Annotated in this window: 15 protein-coding genes; 7 read left to right on the forward strand and 8 right to left on the reverse strand. The window is 62.0% G+C overall.

Annotated elements, in window-relative coordinates; translation table 11 throughout:
- The first annotated feature begins 37 nt into the window (after positions 1–37).
- Positions 38–1,120 (forward strand): recombinase RecA, encoded by a 1,083-nt coding sequence (recA, locus tag CR917_RS08315; protein ID WP_043864269.1) that lies wholly within the window; start codon positions 38–40, stop codon positions 1,118–1,120.
- A 14-nt stretch (positions 1,121–1,134) separates the two neighbouring features.
- Positions 1,135–1,602, forward strand: a complete 468-nt coding sequence (gene recX, locus CR917_RS08320; protein ID WP_104572117.1) for a recombination regulator RecX — start codon at positions 1,135–1,137, stop codon at positions 1,600–1,602.
- Positions 1,603–1,655: 53 nt separating this feature from the next.
- Here recX and CR917_RS08325 read toward each other — a convergent pair whose 3' ends face one another.
- Together CR917_RS08325 and CR917_RS08330 are read right to left on the reverse strand one after the other, a co-directional pair.
- Complete coding sequence (locus CR917_RS08325) at positions 1,656–2,774, reverse strand: LOG family protein (protein WP_104572118.1); 1,119 nt, start codon at positions 2,772–2,774, stop codon at positions 1,656–1,658.
- Between the two features lie 345 nt (positions 2,775–3,119).
- Complete coding sequence (locus tag CR917_RS08330) at positions 3,120–3,539, reverse strand: quorum-sensing-regulated virulence factor family protein (RefSeq protein WP_043864266.1); 420 nt, start codon at positions 3,537–3,539, stop codon at positions 3,120–3,122.
- A 246-nt stretch (positions 3,540–3,785) separates the two neighbouring features.
- Between CR917_RS08330 and CR917_RS08335 the strand changes: the two genes are divergently transcribed.
- The 3 genes from CR917_RS08335 to CR917_RS08345 all read left to right on the forward strand — a co-directional run bounded on the left by CR917_RS08335 (position 3,786) and on the right by CR917_RS08345 (position 5,851).
- Positions 3,786–4,496, forward strand: coding sequence for a tRNA-uridine aminocarboxypropyltransferase (locus tag CR917_RS08335; protein WP_043864265.1), 711 nt, complete (start codon positions 3,786–3,788; stop codon positions 4,494–4,496).
- A 264-nt stretch (positions 4,497–4,760) separates the two neighbouring features.
- Positions 4,761–5,411, forward strand: a complete 651-nt coding sequence (gene erdR, locus CR917_RS08340) for a response regulator transcription factor ErdR (protein ID WP_054914978.1) — start codon at positions 4,761–4,763, stop codon at positions 5,409–5,411.
- Between the two features lie 77 nt (positions 5,412–5,488).
- Entirely contained in the window at positions 5,489–5,851 is a 363-nt protein-coding gene (locus tag CR917_RS08345) for a diacylglycerol kinase (RefSeq protein WP_104572119.1), read from the forward strand.
- On the opposite strand, the gene CR917_RS08350 is transcribed toward CR917_RS08345, so the two are convergent.
- Positions 5,848–6,774: a LysR family transcriptional regulator gene (locus tag CR917_RS08350; protein ID WP_043864262.1), complete on the reverse strand. Its 927-nt coding sequence runs from the start codon at positions 6,772–6,774 to the stop codon at positions 5,848–5,850. The two genes, CR917_RS08345 and CR917_RS08350, sit on opposite strands and share 4 nt — an antisense overlap.
- A gap of 121 nt (positions 6,775–6,895) precedes the next feature.
- Between CR917_RS08350 and fpr the strand changes: the two genes are divergently transcribed.
- Positions 6,896–7,675: a ferredoxin-NADP reductase gene (gene fpr / locus CR917_RS08355; RefSeq protein WP_043864261.1), complete on the forward strand. Its 780-nt coding sequence runs from the start codon at positions 6,896–6,898 to the stop codon at positions 7,673–7,675.
- Between the two features lie 111 nt (positions 7,676–7,786).
- Here fpr and tsaA read toward each other — a convergent pair whose 3' ends face one another.
- The 5 genes from tsaA to rimO all read right to left on the reverse strand — a co-directional run bounded on the left by tsaA (position 7,787) and on the right by rimO (position 11,728).
- On the reverse strand, positions 7,787–8,482 hold the full coding sequence (gene tsaA / locus CR917_RS08360) for a tRNA (N6-threonylcarbamoyladenosine(37)-N6)-methyltransferase TrmO (protein WP_104572120.1): 696 nt from the start codon (positions 8,480–8,482) through the stop codon (positions 7,787–7,789).
- Between the two features lie 7 nt (positions 8,483–8,489).
- Entirely contained in the window at positions 8,490–8,951 is a 462-nt protein-coding gene (locus CR917_RS08365) for a DUF1456 family protein (RefSeq protein WP_104572121.1), read from the reverse strand.
- Positions 8,952–8,992: 41 nt separating this feature from the next.
- Positions 8,993–9,703: an rRNA pseudouridine synthase gene (locus CR917_RS08370; protein ID WP_043864303.1), complete on the reverse strand. Its 711-nt coding sequence runs from the start codon at positions 9,701–9,703 to the stop codon at positions 8,993–8,995.
- Between the two features lie 130 nt (positions 9,704–9,833).
- The gene (locus CR917_RS08375; RefSeq protein ID WP_104572122.1) at positions 9,834–10,301 is read right to left on the reverse strand and encodes an acetyltransferase; all 468 of its coding nucleotides are present in this window, start codon (positions 10,299–10,301) and stop codon (positions 9,834–9,836) included.
- 89 nt (positions 10,302–10,390) lie between these two features.
- On the reverse strand, positions 10,391–11,728 hold the full coding sequence (rimO, locus tag CR917_RS08380; protein ID WP_058541505.1) for a 30S ribosomal protein S12 methylthiotransferase RimO: 1,338 nt from the start codon (positions 11,726–11,728) through the stop codon (positions 10,391–10,393).
- A gap of 267 nt (positions 11,729–11,995) precedes the next feature.
- Here rimO and CR917_RS08385 point away from each other — a divergent pair, with 267 nt between their 5' ends.
- A complete protein-coding gene (locus tag CR917_RS08385; protein ID WP_043864257.1) occupies positions 11,996–13,894 on the forward strand; it encodes a potassium transporter Kup in 1,899 nt (632 codons plus the stop codon).
- Positions 13,895–13,902: the final 8 nt, after the last annotated feature.

Raw genomic sequence — 13,902 nt, forward strand, 5'->3', positions numbered from 1 at the left:
GCCGTCAGGCCCTATCGATGATTACGTGAGGACTTCAATGGACGACAACAAGAAGCGTGCCTTGGCTGCGGCCCTGGGTCAGATCGAACGTCAATTCGGTAAAGGCGCGGTCATGCGCATGGGCGATCACGATCGCCAGGCGATTCCGGCAATCTCGACCGGCTCGCTGGGTCTGGACATTGCTCTGGGCATCGGCGGCCTGCCAAAGGGCCGTATCGTCGAAATCTACGGTCCTGAGTCGTCGGGTAAGACCACGCTGACCCTGTCGGTGATCGCCCAGGCACAAAAAGCCGGCGCCACCTGCGCATTCGTCGACGCCGAACACGCCCTCGACCCCGAGTACGCCGGCAAGCTGGGCGTCAATGTCGACGACCTGCTGGTCTCGCAGCCGGACACCGGTGAGCAGGCCCTGGAAATCACCGACATGCTGGTGCGCTCCAACGCTGTCGACGTGATCATCGTCGACTCCGTGGCAGCCCTGGTACCCAAGGCCGAGATCGAAGGCGAAATGGGCGACATGCACGTGGGCCTGCAGGCTCGCCTGATGTCCCAGGCACTGCGCAAGATCACCGGCAACATCAAGAACGCCAACTGCCTGGTGATCTTCATCAACCAGATCCGCATGAAAATCGGCGTGATGTTCGGCAGCCCGGAAACCACCACCGGTGGTAACGCGCTGAAGTTCTACGCTTCGGTACGTCTGGACATCCGCCGTACCGGCGCGGTGAAGGAAGGCGACGAAGTGGTCGGCAGCGAAACCCGCGTCAAAATCGTCAAGAACAAGGTGGCGCCGCCGTTCCGCCAGGCCGAGTTCCAGATTCTGTATGGCAAGGGCATCTACCGCAACGGCGAGATCATCGACCTGGGCGTGCTGCACGGTTTCCTCGAAAAAGCCGGTGCCTGGTACAGCTACCAGGGCAGCAAGATCGGTCAGGGTAAAGCCAACTCCGCCAAGTTCCTGGCAGAGAACCCGGAAATCGCCGCGACCCTCGAGAAGCAGATCCGCGACAAGCTGCTGACCGGTGGTGTTGAAGCTGCAGCTGCGGCGGCTGCTGGTAAAACGGCTGCTGCAGAACCTGAAGATGATCTGGTCGACGCTGACGCCGACGCCAACTTCTGATTTGCAGATAGACCATGTCCGTCGTACTCGATACCCCCGTCGCCGTAAGGCGGACAGCTATGGACCTGCTCGCGCGACGCGAGCATGGTCGTGTCGAGCTGACGCGCAAGTTGCGTCAGCGCGGCGCTGAGCCCGAATTGATCGACCAGGAACTCGACCGTCTGACGGAAGAGGGCCTGCTCAGCGAAGCGCGCTATCTCGAAAGTTTCATCAGTTACCGCTCCCGTTCGGGCTATGGCCCTGCGCGTATCCGTGAAGAGCTCAGTCAGCGCGGTTTGCAGCGTAGTGATATCGAACAGGCCTTGCGTGAGTGCGGCATCGACTGGCAAAGCCTGCTGATCGATGTATGGCAACGCAAGTTTTTCGGGCAACTGCCCTCCGATCCGCGCAGTCGCGCACAGCAAACCCGTTTTCTGGTCTACCGTGGTTTTTCCATGGAGATGGTCGGTCGTGTGCTGAGTGGTCGCAGCCTGGACGATTGAGCGATGGCCGACCCCGAAAGGGGGTAGGCCAGGCATGTTCACGGTGTGGCTTTTCAGGTGACCTTGAGGGGTTCACGTTCCCGTTGCGGGGCTTCATTGTGCTGAGGCTTTGCCCAGTTTTCCGAGCGGTTGATGAAGTCTACCAGCTCGCGCAGGCGGCCCTGATCGCGTCCATTGAAGGCAAAAGCCAGGCGTGACAAGTGGCTGAATTGTGCCTCGTCATGCTCCTCGCCTGCATAGGCGTGCTGATGGAAGTCGCCACTCAGGCGCAGGTCGGCGAAGGACTGCTGGATGTCGAGCAGGGCCGCTTCGCTGAGCGGGTGGTGTGTGCGAATCACGAACTGGTTCTTCAGCCAGCGGCTGGAGTGGTAGTTGCTGTAGAACTGGTTGATTTCCGCTACCGCATCGTCGGCGTTGTTCACCAGGCGCACCAGCTTCAGATCGTTCGGCAGGATGTAGCGATTGCCTTCCAGCTGGCGGGTAATGAAGTCCAGTGCATCCTGCCAGAAGGTCCCCCCCGGTGAGTCGAGCAGTACCACCGGCACCAGCGGACTCTTGCCGGTCTGGATCAGTGTCAGCACTTCCAGGGCCTCGTCCAGGGTGCCGAAACCGCCCGGGCACAATACCAGCGCGTCAGCTTCCTTGACGAAGAACAGCTTGCGAATGAAAAAGAAGTGGAACGGCAGCAACTTGTCCGTTCCATCCACCGTGGCATTGGCGTGCTGCTCGAAGGGCAGGGTGATGTTGAAGCCCAGGCAGTTGTCGACGCCTGCGCCTTCGTGAGCCGCAGCCATGATGCCGCCCCCGGCCCCGGTGATCACCATCAGGTCCGAGCGCGCCAGGGTCGCACCCAGCTCGCGGGCCAGGGCATACATGGGGTGTTCGACCGGGGTGCGTGCCGAGCCGAACACGGTGACCTTGCGTCGCCCCTTGTACTGGTGCAGCACACGGAAGGCGTGGTCGAGTTCACGCAGTGCCTGCAGGGTGATCTTGGCGCTCCAGCGGTCGCTGTCATCGTGCGCCATGCGCAACACGGTCAGCATCATGTCCCGGTACAGTGGCAGGTTGGGGCTGTTGGGGGCGACCAGGTTGAGCTGTTGTTCGAGGTGGGTCAGGTCGATTGCATTGTTCTTGAAATGGTTGGCTAGCAATTCGTTGGTCTGGTACGGCATTCAACTTCTCCTTTTGCAGCAAAACCTTCGGCCTGGCCGCACATCGGTCAGGCCCCTCTGCTTGTCCGCAAAGTGAAAGGTCCTGGCTATAAATCTAGACCTTGTCGCAGGGTTATGCCGGTGTCGATCGTGGGCTCGCGAGGACGCGGCAGGCAATGGGCTGTACATGATGTTCAGGTGGGAGCCGGGCGGACAAGCCGGGCCCGAACTGCGCAGTACAGGCCAACAACCGGGGCCTGAAGTGACAAGGCCTGTAGTGACCGTGCGTAGAGTACGCGTCACATTCAGGCCTTGATCGCTGAGCTGCGCGCCGATGGCGAGCAGCGGCGCAACAGAGAACGCTGGTTACTTCTTCTTCTGCCCGGAAACGCAACTGGCCTTGTTGAACGACTGGTCGATCACCGGGCGGTTGGTTTTGTACTCGGTGAAACGGTAGGTCAGCACAGCACCGCGGTCCATCAACTGGCGAAAGCCGGTGTTACGGCACACGCTGTCTCCCAGTTGGCCGCGCATGACTTCCGGGTTTTGCTGCATTTTTTGTGCATGGCCGGCGCGAACGCTGAGGTGGTTGATCAACTGGTTGCCTTCGACAGTGTAGCCCTGATCGAGGATGTCTTCGTTGATTGCCCGAGGGGTACCCACGCTGCTTTCCTTGGCGACTTCTTGAAGCTTCTGGTTCAGGGCGTACTCTTGCTTGGAGACGGCATGCGCGCCCAACGGCAGGGCAAGCAACAGGCTCAAGGATGGGGCAATGAAACGCAGCATGAATCTCTCCTGGTTCGATAACTGGCGATTTGACCGGTCATTGCGCGCAGTGTTCCGTCACAGGCGCTATGGCAGTACTGGCAGGTCTGTACAGGCTGGAGATTATAAGGGAGTAGCGCGCAAGGCTGCACGGCAAATACGGCCAGTGGAGGCGGGCTCTGGTAAACTGCCGGGGTTTTAGTCTCGCTGAGCCTGCGTCGTGCCCTGCCTTTATTGCCATCCCCATTGCCACCGTTGCGCCCTGTCATGAGCCATGCCGTCTCGCGCCTGCGCGCCGAGCGCCTGGCGCGCAGTGTCAAACCCTTCGTCGCGCGCGGCTCGCGTGCGCCACGCTGTCCCGGCTGCCGGGTAATCCCCGAATACTGTCTGTGTGCCTGGCGCCCGCGGGTGCAGGCGCACTCGGGCATTTGCCTGCTCATGCATGACACCGAACCACTCAAGCCTACGAACACGGGCTGGCTGATTGCCGACGTGATCGGTGACACCACGGCGTTTGCCTGGGAACGCAAGGCGGTGGATGCACAGTTGCAGGCGCTGCTCGATGATCCACAGTGGCAGCCCTACATCGTTTTCCCGGGTGAATTCGTGGCGCCGGAGCGAGTGGTCAGCAGCGTCGCCCCAGCGTCGGGCAAGCGCCCGCTGTTCATTCTGCTGGATGCCACGTGGCCCGAAGCCCGCAAGATGTTTCGCAAAAGCCCGTACCTGGAACGGTTCCCGGTGCTCAATCTGCAGCCTGAACAGATCTCGCGCTACACATTGCGCCGCTCGCGGCGCGACGACCATTTCTGTACCGCTGAAGTGGCAGCCATGTGTCTGGAGCTGGCCGATGACCAGCAGGCCTCGCAGGCACTGGATGCCTATCTGGACGTATTCAGCACCCATTATCTGGGCGCCAAGAACAGGCTTGTGCTGGATGAAGACGATGCCGTGCACCAAAAACTGCGGCCCTTCCTATAGTTCAAGGGGCAAGTACGCCACTTTGCTTCATAATGTGTGCACTGGCGCCATGGGCTACGAGACAACCACCGGGCTTTGAACTTGACCACCCGGTCCGGGCTCGGCATCCTTGGCGCCGATTCGGGCACGACGAAGGCTTGAATGCTGTTTTCCTGGCCCCGACGTGCCTTTTTGGCTTCCGGCACTGCCGCCCGATGCCCTTGAGCTGCCCCGCCAGGCGCCCCCACGCTGGCTGCGCCTGCACAGAACAGGATCATTAGATCGATGGCCACATACGAAATCCTGATTGCCGATGACCACCCGCTGTTTCGCAGTGCGCTGCGCCAGGCCGTTACCCTGGGCCTAGGTCCGGACGTTCGACTGGTTGAGGTGGCAAGCATCGCCGAACTGGAAACCCGCCTGGCCGAGAAAAACGACTGGGACCTGGTGCTGCTGGACCTGAACATGCCCGGTGCCTATGGTTTCTCGGGGCTGGTGCTGCTGCGCGGTCAGTATCCGCAAATCCCGGTGGTGATGGTCTCGGCCCAGGAAGAGGCGGCCGTGGTGGTAAAGTCCCGAGAATTCGGTGCCAGCGGCTTTATCCCAAAATCCAGCCCGCTGGAGCAGATTCAGGACGCGGTCAAGAAAGTGCTCGATGGCGATGTCTGGTGGCCGCCGCAAGCCTTCGAGAAGATCGATGTGTCCGCTGAAGCCAAGGCCGCCAGCGAGGGCCTGGCCAGCCTTACCCCACAGCAATTCCGCGTGTTGACCATGGTGTGCGAAGGCCTGCTGAACAAGCAGATTGCCTATGAGCTGAGCGTGTCGGAGGCCACCATCAAGGCCCACGTCACCGCGATTTTCCGCAAGCTGGGCGTGCGTACGCGCACCCAGGCCGCGTTGTTGCTGCAACAATTGGAATCGGTTTCAACGAATTAAGGCCACTGGCCTTCACGCTTTTTTGACTCGGCGTGCACTAGCCTGCACCGCTCCTCATTGGGTTCAAGTGGCTTTCTATGTCGCCTTTCAAGGGCCAGACCGGCCTTAAACGAGTGTTCAACGCCGCCGGCTATTCGTTCGACGGCCTGCGCGCCGCCTTTACCGGCGAAGCGGCGTTTCGTCAGTTGGTGCTGCTCAACGTGATGCTGATCCCGGTCGCCTTCTGGCTGGATGTAAGCCGTGCCGAGCGCGCGATCCTGATCGCGGTGTGCCTGCTGGGGCTGATCGTCGAGCTGCTCAACTCTGCCGTGGAAGCCGCGATCGATCGTATTTCCCTGGACCGCCACCCGTTGTCCAAGAACGCCAAGGACATGGGCAGTGCTGCCCAGTTCGTGGCGTTGAGCATCGTGGCGGTGGTGTGGGCGGTGATTCTGCTCTAGGCAATGTGCGGCAGCACGATTTCGTCGCTGCGTCGTACCCCGGCAGTAAAGTTGCGGCACAACTCCAGAAACTCGCGCATCGCCGAGGTCTGGTACTTCTGCTTGTGCCAGATGAAGTAGAACTGCCGCGCCAGGTCCAGGTCGGGGGTTTCCACCGCCACCAGGCTGCCGCGACGAAACGCATCGCGCAGCGCCAGACGTGAAATGCAGCCGATCCCGAGCCCTGATTCCACCGCGCGCTTGATCGCTTCGGTATGTTCCAGTTCCAGGCGGATGTTGAGTGTCGAGCGATGGTGGCGCATCGCCTGGTCAAAGGTCAGGCGCGTGCCTGAACCCTGCTCGCGCAGAATCCAGGCTTCATGGGTCAGTTCCTCAAGGCTGGCGCGACCCTTGAGCGCCAAGGGGTGCTGCGGCGCGCAGAACACCACCAGTTCGTCCTCGACCCAGGGCTGAACCTCCAGGTCGGGGTGGTTGCAATCGCCTTCTATAAGACCCAGATCAATTTCATAGTGCGCGACCTGATGCACGATATGGGCGGTGTTCTGTACATGCAGTTTGACCTGGCTCTCCGGGTGAACCTGCATGAAGCTGCCGATCAGCAAGGTGGCCAGGTAGTTGCCGATGGTCAGTGTGGCGCCCACTGCCAGAGAGCCGAAGCCGGACTTGCCGTTGAGCAGGTCCTCGATTTCCTTGGCCTGGTCGAGCAGGGCCACGGCCTGGGGCAGCAGCTGGTGCCCCAGTGCATTGAGGCTCAGGCGCTTGCCGGCACGATCGAACAGCTGACAGCTGGATTGCCGTTCAAGCTCGGTGATGGAGGTGCTCGCAGCCGACTGCGACAGCGCCAGTATCCCGGCCGCACGGGAGACGCTCTGGTGTTGCGCGACGGCCACGAAGACCTGAAGTTGACGCAGTGTAAATCGCATATCTATATAACCGATAAGACATATCTTGATAATTCATTTAACAGATATTGTCGCTCGCACTAAACTATCGCGCAATCGCGCTCACGGTCAGCGCTGCGTTATTTTTCAGGAGCCCCCGTACATGAGCAACATGAACCACGAACGTGTCCTCAGTGTTCATCACTGGAACGACACCCTGTTCAGCTTCAAGTGCACCCGCGACCCGGGCCTGCGCTTCGAGAACGGTCAGTTCGTGATGATCGGCCTGCAACAGCCTAACGGCCGCCCGCTCATGCGCGCCTATTCGATCGCCAGCCCTAACTGGGAAGAGCATCTGGAGTTCTTCAGCATCAAGGTGCCGGACGGCCCGCTGACCTCGCAGTTGCAGCACCTGAAGGAAGGCGACGAGATCATCATCAGCAAGAAGCCTACCGGCACCCTGGTGCTGGATGACCTGAACCCGGGCAAGCACCTGTACCTGCTGAGCACCGGCACTGGCCTGGCACCGTTCATGAGCGTCATCCAGGACCCGGAAACCTACGAGCGCTTCGAGAAAGTGATCCTGGTCCACGGTGTGCGCTACGTCAACGAAGTGGCCTATCGCGAGTTCATCACCGAGCACCTGCCGCAGAACGAGTTCTTCGGTGAGGCGCTGCGTGAAAAACTGATCTACTACCCCACCGTCACCCGCGAGCCGTTCGAGAACCAGGGACGCCTGACTGACCTGATGCGCAGCGGCAAACTGTTCAGCGACATCGGCCTGCCGCCGATCAACCCGCAGGACGATCGTGCGATGATCTGCGGTAGCCCGAGCATGCTGGATGAAACCAGCGAAGTCCTGAACAGCTTCGGCCTGAAAGTCTCCGCGCGCATGCGCGAGCCAGGTGACTATCTGATCGAGCGTGCGTTCGTCGAGAAGTAAGCAGACAGCACCAATAAAAAACGCAGACCTTGGTCTGCGTTTTTTTTTGCCCGGGATTTGTGGTGTGGCATTCGCCGGCGCGGCGTTCCTGCGACCTCGCGGGCGCCGGCCCTACGCCTCGCGCACCACCTCCAGCACCCGGATCGTATCCAGCTGAGGGTAGTGCCAGCGTACCTGCACGTCCCAGAACCTGACCCCGTACACGCGCTCGACCGGGGGCACCTGATAGGCCGGGCGTGGATCCTGTGCCAGGCATTGTTCTATCAGCTCCACCAACGGCTCTGCGAGACGCAGCGCATGCGCATGGGCCTGCTGCAGTGCCGAGTCGCTCCACTGCACCGTGATCGGCGCAGGCGGGGCGCTGGCCATGTGATTGACCGCCCCGGCTACGCTGTCGGCATAGGGTACATAGGGCTTGATATCGATGACCGGCGTGCCGTCCAGCAGGTCGATGCCCGACAGCAGCAGTCGCCCGGCCTCGACGCCCTCCAGCTTCACCACCGACTGCCCGATGCCGTTTGGCCGGTGGGTGGCGCGGGTGGCGAACACGCCCATCGACGTGTTGCCGCCCAGGCGCGGCGGGCGCACCTTCAGGCGCGGCTTCTCTTCCAGGGCCTGATGAAACAGGAACAGCAGCCACACGTGGCTGACCTGCTCTAGCCCGGCAACCGCTTCCCCCTGATCGAAAGGCGATACCAGCTCCAGCACCCCGCGCGCAGCCGGAGCCAGCTGCGGTTGGCGCGGGATGGCGAACTTCTCCTTGAAGCAGGAGCGCACGTAGCCGACTGGCTCGACATTGTAGGCCATGATCGAATCAGCCACGCACTCGCAGGGTCAGGCCCTTGAGGAAGTTGCGCAGCAACTGGTCGCCACAGGGGCGGTAGTTGCTGTTGCCGACCTTGCGGAACAGGGCGCTGAGTTCAGGCTTGGATACCGAAAAATCCGCCGCCTTGAGAATGGCATGCAGGTCGTCTTCCTTGAGCTCGAAGGCCACCCGCAGTTTTTTCAGGATGATGTTGTTGGTGACCGGCAGTTCGACCGGCAGAGGCGGGCGGCTCTCGTCGCGACCACGCTTGAACACCACCAGGCCATCGAGAAAATGCGCGATGACCTCGTCCGGGCAGCGCACAAAGCCTTCTTCCTCGTCTTTTTTCAGGTAGCTGGCAATGTCGGCATCGCTGACGTCAAAACCGTTGATGCGGGTGATCTCTGCCATTTTGGCATCGCTGATATCCAGCATGTAGCGCAGGCTGCGCAGCACATCGTTGTGAATCATTGGACAATCCTGATCAAGTGGCAACGCCCGAGTGGCGAGGCCTAGAATTTTTCTTTGCTGGACAGGTAGCGCCACTGGCCCAGCGGCAGCTTGCTCATGGCCACGCCGCCCAGGCGGATACGGCGCATGCTGACCACGCTGACACCGACACTGCGGCACAGCAGCTCGATCAGCCCCGGCGCCGGGTTTTTCAGCACCATGCGCAGGCGCGTCTCGTTCTGCCAGCTGGCCTTGATGCGGGGCAGTTCCTGGCCCTTCCAGGTGAAACCGCGGTTAAGGCGTTCGAGGCCATGGGCAACCATCTCGCCGCTGACCTCGACCACATACTCCTGCTCCAGCTTGGCCAGGTCCGAGGTGACCTTGCGCACGGCACGCCAGTCCTGGCTGTACACCTGCAGGCCGCTGGCGCCCTGTTGCAGCTCGGCGACGCAGGTCAGCCGGGCAAAGTGGCCCTTGAGCGGGCGATGCCCTTCGGCGTGGGCCTCGGACAAGGTGGCCGGGGTCATGCTCAGGCGAGCGCTTTCGCTGTCCTGGTCGGCGGCCTGGTGCAGCAGCAGGGTTACCGGTTCCAGGGCTTCGGCCTTGGCGCCCGGCAGCAGGGCGACGACCTGGCCGTCGACCTTGAGCTGTGGCTCGTCGACGACGTTGCCGTCAACGGTCACCCAACCGCCTTCGATATAGAGTTCGGCCTCCCGTCGGGAGCAGCCGACCAGTTCGATAAGGCGTTTGGAAAGACGAATGGGTTCAGACATGACGGCGGCCGTGGCACAGGGAAAGGCGCCCATTGTAACCGCCCGGGCGGGCGAAGGCCCGGCTACATTCGTGCCGGGCGGCTATTAATGCCGTGAGGGGATGATTTTCGGATCGGCCTTACAGCGTCCTTCAGCCCGCGCTCGCAGACTGTGTACGACCTAGCCTGAGGTGAAGCAGGGGGTAGGGTTTGCCCATGCCGTCCTTTTCCGAGCGCCCGATGACTTCGAAGCCTTGGCTGGCATAGAAACCGATGGCCTGGGGATTCTGCTCGTTGACGTCGAGCTCATCGGCGTTCAGCTCATTGATGGCATGTCGCAGTAACTGCTTGCCGATGCCCTGACCGCGATACTGCGGGTCGACGAACAGCATTTCGACACGCCCGGCCGCTACACCGGCAAAGCCGGTGATGCGTTGCTGGCTGTCCTTGCAGCAGATCAGCATCACTGCATCCAGGTACTTGGGCACCAGTTCACGCAGCAGCACGATGTAGCTGTCGGGGAGAAAATCGTGGGTGGCACGTACCGAGGCTTCCCATACCTGCAGCAGGCGAGGGTAGTCGTGGGGGCTAGGGGTTTGCACGGTGGAATGCGCGCGCATCGCAGGGTCTCCTGGGGTGTCCGTACTGGACACGATAGTCCAATAAAAAGCCCCGCCATGATGGCAGGGCTTTTCCAGGCCGCAAAGCGTCAGACAGGCTCGGCCCACAGGTCGTATTCGTCGGCATCGGTGACGACGCACCAGACCTTGTCCCCCGGCTTGAAGCCGTGGTCGCCGTCGATGAACACATTGCCGTCGATCTCCGGGGCGTCGAAGAAGCTGCGGCCCACCGAGCCCTGCTCCTCCACTTCGTCGATCAGCACTTCGATGCGCTTGCCGATGCGCAGTTGCAGGCGTGCGCTGCTGATGGCCTGCTGGTGGGCCATGAAGCGATCCCAGCGGTCCTGCTTGACGTCATCAGGAACCACGGGCAGGTCCAGGTCGTTGGCCGGTGCGCCTTCGACGGGCGAGTACTGGAAGCAGCCGACGCGGTCGAGCTGAGCTTCGGTGAGCCAGTCGAGCAGGTACTGGAAGTCTTCCTCGGTCTCGCCGGGGAAGCCGACGATGAAGGTGGAGCGGATGATCAGCTCCGGGCACTGTTCGCGCCATTTCTTGATGCGTGCCAGGGTCTTGTCTTCGAAGGCAGGGCGCTTCATCGACTTGAGCACCTTGGGGCTGGCGTGCTGGAACGGGATGTCCAGGTACGGCAGCAGCTTGCCGGCGGCCATCAGCGGGATCACGTCATCGACGTTCGGGTACGGGTACACATAGTGCAGGCGCACCCACACGCCCAGGCTGCTGAGCGCTTCGCACAGCTCGAGCATGCGCGTCTTGACCGGGCGGCCGTTCCAGAAGTCGGTCTTGTACTTGACGTCGACGCCGTAGGCGCTGGTGTCCTGGGAGATCACCAGCAGCTCCTTGACTCCGGCCTTGACCAGGCGCTCGGCCTCGCTCAGCACCTCGCCCACCGGGCGGCTGACCAGCTTGCCACGCATCGACGGAATGATGCAGAAGCTGCAGGTGTGGTTGCAGCCTTCGGAAATCTTCAGGTAGGCGTAGTGACGCGGGGTCAGCTTGACACCCTGGGGCGGCACCAGGTCGATCAGCGGATTGTGGTCCTGACGTGGTGGTACCACTTCGTGCACGGCGTTGACTACCTGCTCGTACTGCTGCGGCCCGGACACCGACAACACGCTGGGGTGCACGTCGCGAATGTTGTTGGCGTCGACACCCATGCAGCCGGTAACGATGACCTTGCCGTTTTCCTTGATGGCCTCGCCGATCACTTCCAGCGATTCGGCCTTGGCCGAGTCGATGAAGCCACAGGTGTTGACCACCACCACGTCGGCATCCTCGTAGGTGGGCACGACTTCATAGCCTTCCATGCGCAGCTGGGTCAGGATGCGCTCGGAATCGACCAGGGCTTTGGGGCAACCCAGGGAAACGAAGCCGACCTTTGGCGTGGTGGGCGTGGCGGTGGTGGACATGGTTAACCTCGGTGTAGAGGGGCTGCTTGGCACGCGAAGGTGGCAGCCCTGACGGGCGCTTTGGGGCGCCTCTGATCAAAAAGTGCGCAATTCTAGCGAGGCACAACGCGCTTGACTAGCAGAAATGCGACGAACGCTGCGCTATGCTTCGCGCCATCGCTCCCGCGTCGTTCAGCGCTGCGTTCGGCACGCTGCGACGGGTTGCAAAAATGATAGCGCCTGGCGCGAATTTCGCCGGCCTCTGGGTCTTGGTTGCGGGAGTGGTTGATGGTTCAGGCAAGCAGTCAGGCCAATGCCGGGCATACGGCGGCAAAGCCGCTGAGCCTGCTGGTGGCGGCAGTCGGGGTGGTATACGGCGATATCGGTACCAGCCCCTTGTATACCCTCAAGGAAGTCTTCTCCGGCGGCTATGGGGTGCCGGTCAACCATGATGGTGTACTGGGCATCCTGGCGTTGATCCTGTGGTCGCTGATCTGGGTGGTGTCGATCAAGTACGTGCTGTTCATCCTGCGCGCGGACAACCAGGGGGAGGGTGGCATCATGGCCCTGACCGCGCTGGCCCGACGAGCGGCTGCACCTTATCCCAGATTGCGTGCGCTGCTGGTGGTGTTCGGCTTGTTCGGTGCGGCGCTGTTCTATGGCGACAGCATGATCACCCCGGCGATTTCGGTGCTGTCGGCGGTCGAAGGCATGCAACTGGCGTTCGATGGCATCGATCACTGGGTGATACCGGTGGCGCTGGTCGTGCTGGTGGCGCTGTTTCTGATCCAGAAGCACGGTACCGCGCGCATCGGCATTCTGTTCGGGCCGGTGATGGTGGCCTGGTTCGTGGTGCTGGCGGCCCTGGGCGTGCACGGCATCGTCCAGCGCCCCGAAGTGCTGCAGGCGCTCAACCCGATCTGGGCCGTGCGCTTCTTCATCGTCCACCCCGGCATGGGCGTGGCGATTCTGGGCGCCGTGGTGCTGGCGCTGACCGGGGCCGAGGCCTTGTACGCCGACATGGGGCATTTTGGCCGCAAACCGATCGCGCGAGCCTGGTTCGCGCTGGTGCTGCCGGCGCTGGTGCTCAACTATTTCGGTCAGGGCGCATTGCTGCTGGAGAACCCCGAAGCGGCACGCAACCCGTTCTACCTGCTGGCCCCCGGCTGGGCGCTGGTGCCGCTGGTCGGGCTGGCCACCCTGGCCACCGTGATCGCTTCCCAGGCGGTGATTTCCGGGGCCTTCTCCCTCACCCGACAGGCCATCCAGCTTGGTTATGTGCCGCGCATGCAGATCCAGCACACCTCCAGCGACGAGCAGGGGCAGATCTACATCGGGGCGGTCAACTGGTCGCTGATGGTCGGAGTGATCCTGCTGGTGCTGGGCTTCGAGTCCTCCGGCGCGCTGGCGTCGGCCTATGGCGTTGCGGTAACCGGGACCATGCTGATCACCACCATCCTGGTGTCGGCGGTGATGTTGCTGCTGTGGAAGTGGCCACCGCTGCTGGCGGTACCGGTACTGCTGGGCTTTCTGTTCGTCGACGGGCTGTTCTTTGCCGCCAACGTGCCCAAGGTGCTGCAGGGCGGGGCATTCCCGGTGCTGGCAGGGATTGCGCTGTTCATCCTGATGACCACCTGGAAGCGCGGCAAGCAGATCCTGGTGGAGCGCCTGGATGAGGGCGCGTTGCCATTGCCGGTGTTCATCGCCAGCATCCGCGTGCAGCCGCCGCACCGTGTGGAAGGTACGGCGGTGTTCCTGACCGCGCGTTCGGACGCGGTGCCCCATGCGCTGCTGCACAACATGCTGCACAACCAGGTGCTGCACCGCCAGGTGGTGTTGCTCACCGTGGTCAACGAGGATTCACCGCGGGTACCGCCACAGCGGCGTTTCGAGGTGGAGGGGTATGGCGAGGGGTTCTACCGGGTGATCCTGCATTTCGGCTTCATGGACGAGCCGGACGTGCCGGCGGCGTTGAAGCTGTGTCACCTGGACGAGCTGGATTTCAGCCCCATGCGCACCACCTACTTCCTCAGCCGCGAGACGGTGATCGCATCCAAGCTGGTGGGCATGTCGCGCTGGCGTGGGGTGCTGTTTGCCTTCCTGCTGAAGAATGCCAACGGCAACCTGAGGTTCTTCAACCTGCCATTGAACCGGGTGATCGAGCTGGGTACGCAGGTGGAGATCTAGCGGGACCT

The organism is Pseudomonas sp. BRM28, assembly GCF_002939405.1.
In the GTDB taxonomy this organism is placed as follows: Bacteria; Pseudomonadota; Gammaproteobacteria; order Pseudomonadales; family Pseudomonadaceae; genus Aquipseudomonas; species Aquipseudomonas palmensis.

Bases quoted from the DNA above. Each gene is read 5' to 3' on its own strand.
- recA (WP_043864269.1), top strand. From the start codon at position 38: ATGGACGACAACAAGAAGCGTGCCTTGGCTGCGGCCCTGGGTCAGATC.
- recX (WP_104572117.1), top strand. From the start codon at position 1,135: ATGTCCGTCGTACTCGATACCCCCGTCGCCGTAAGGCGGACAGCTATG.
- CR917_RS08325 (WP_104572118.1), bottom strand. From the start codon at position 2,774: ATGCCGTACCAGACCAACGAATTGCTAGCCAACCATTTCAAGAACAAT.
- CR917_RS08330 (WP_043864266.1), bottom strand. From the start codon at position 3,539: ATGCTGCGTTTCATTGCCCCATCCTTGAGCCTGTTGCTTGCCCTGCCG.
- CR917_RS08335 (WP_043864265.1), top strand. From the start codon at position 3,786: ATGAGCCATGCCGTCTCGCGCCTGCGCGCCGAGCGCCTGGCGCGCAGT.
- erdR (WP_054914978.1), top strand. From the start codon at position 4,761: ATGGCCACATACGAAATCCTGATTGCCGATGACCACCCGCTGTTTCGC.
- CR917_RS08345 (WP_104572119.1), top strand. From the start codon at position 5,489: ATGTCGCCTTTCAAGGGCCAGACCGGCCTTAAACGAGTGTTCAACGCC.
- CR917_RS08350 (WP_043864262.1), bottom strand. From the start codon at position 6,774: ATGCGATTTACACTGCGTCAACTTCAGGTCTTCGTGGCCGTCGCGCAA.
- fpr (WP_043864261.1), top strand. From the start codon at position 6,896: ATGAGCAACATGAACCACGAACGTGTCCTCAGTGTTCATCACTGGAAC.
- tsaA (WP_104572120.1), bottom strand. From the start codon at position 8,482: ATGGCCTACAATGTCGAGCCAGTCGGCTACGTGCGCTCCTGCTTCAAG.
- CR917_RS08365 (WP_104572121.1), bottom strand. From the start codon at position 8,951: ATGATTCACAACGATGTGCTGCGCAGCCTGCGCTACATGCTGGATATC.
- CR917_RS08370 (WP_043864303.1), bottom strand. From the start codon at position 9,703: ATGTCTGAACCCATTCGTCTTTCCAAACGCCTTATCGAACTGGTCGGC.
- CR917_RS08375 (WP_104572122.1), bottom strand. From the start codon at position 10,301: ATGCGCGCGCATTCCACCGTGCAAACCCCTAGCCCCCACGACTACCCT.
- rimO (WP_058541505.1), bottom strand. From the start codon at position 11,728: ATGTCCACCACCGCCACGCCCACCACGCCAAAGGTCGGCTTCGTTTCC.
- CR917_RS08385 (WP_043864257.1), top strand. From the start codon at position 11,996: ATGGTTCAGGCAAGCAGTCAGGCCAATGCCGGGCATACGGCGGCAAAG.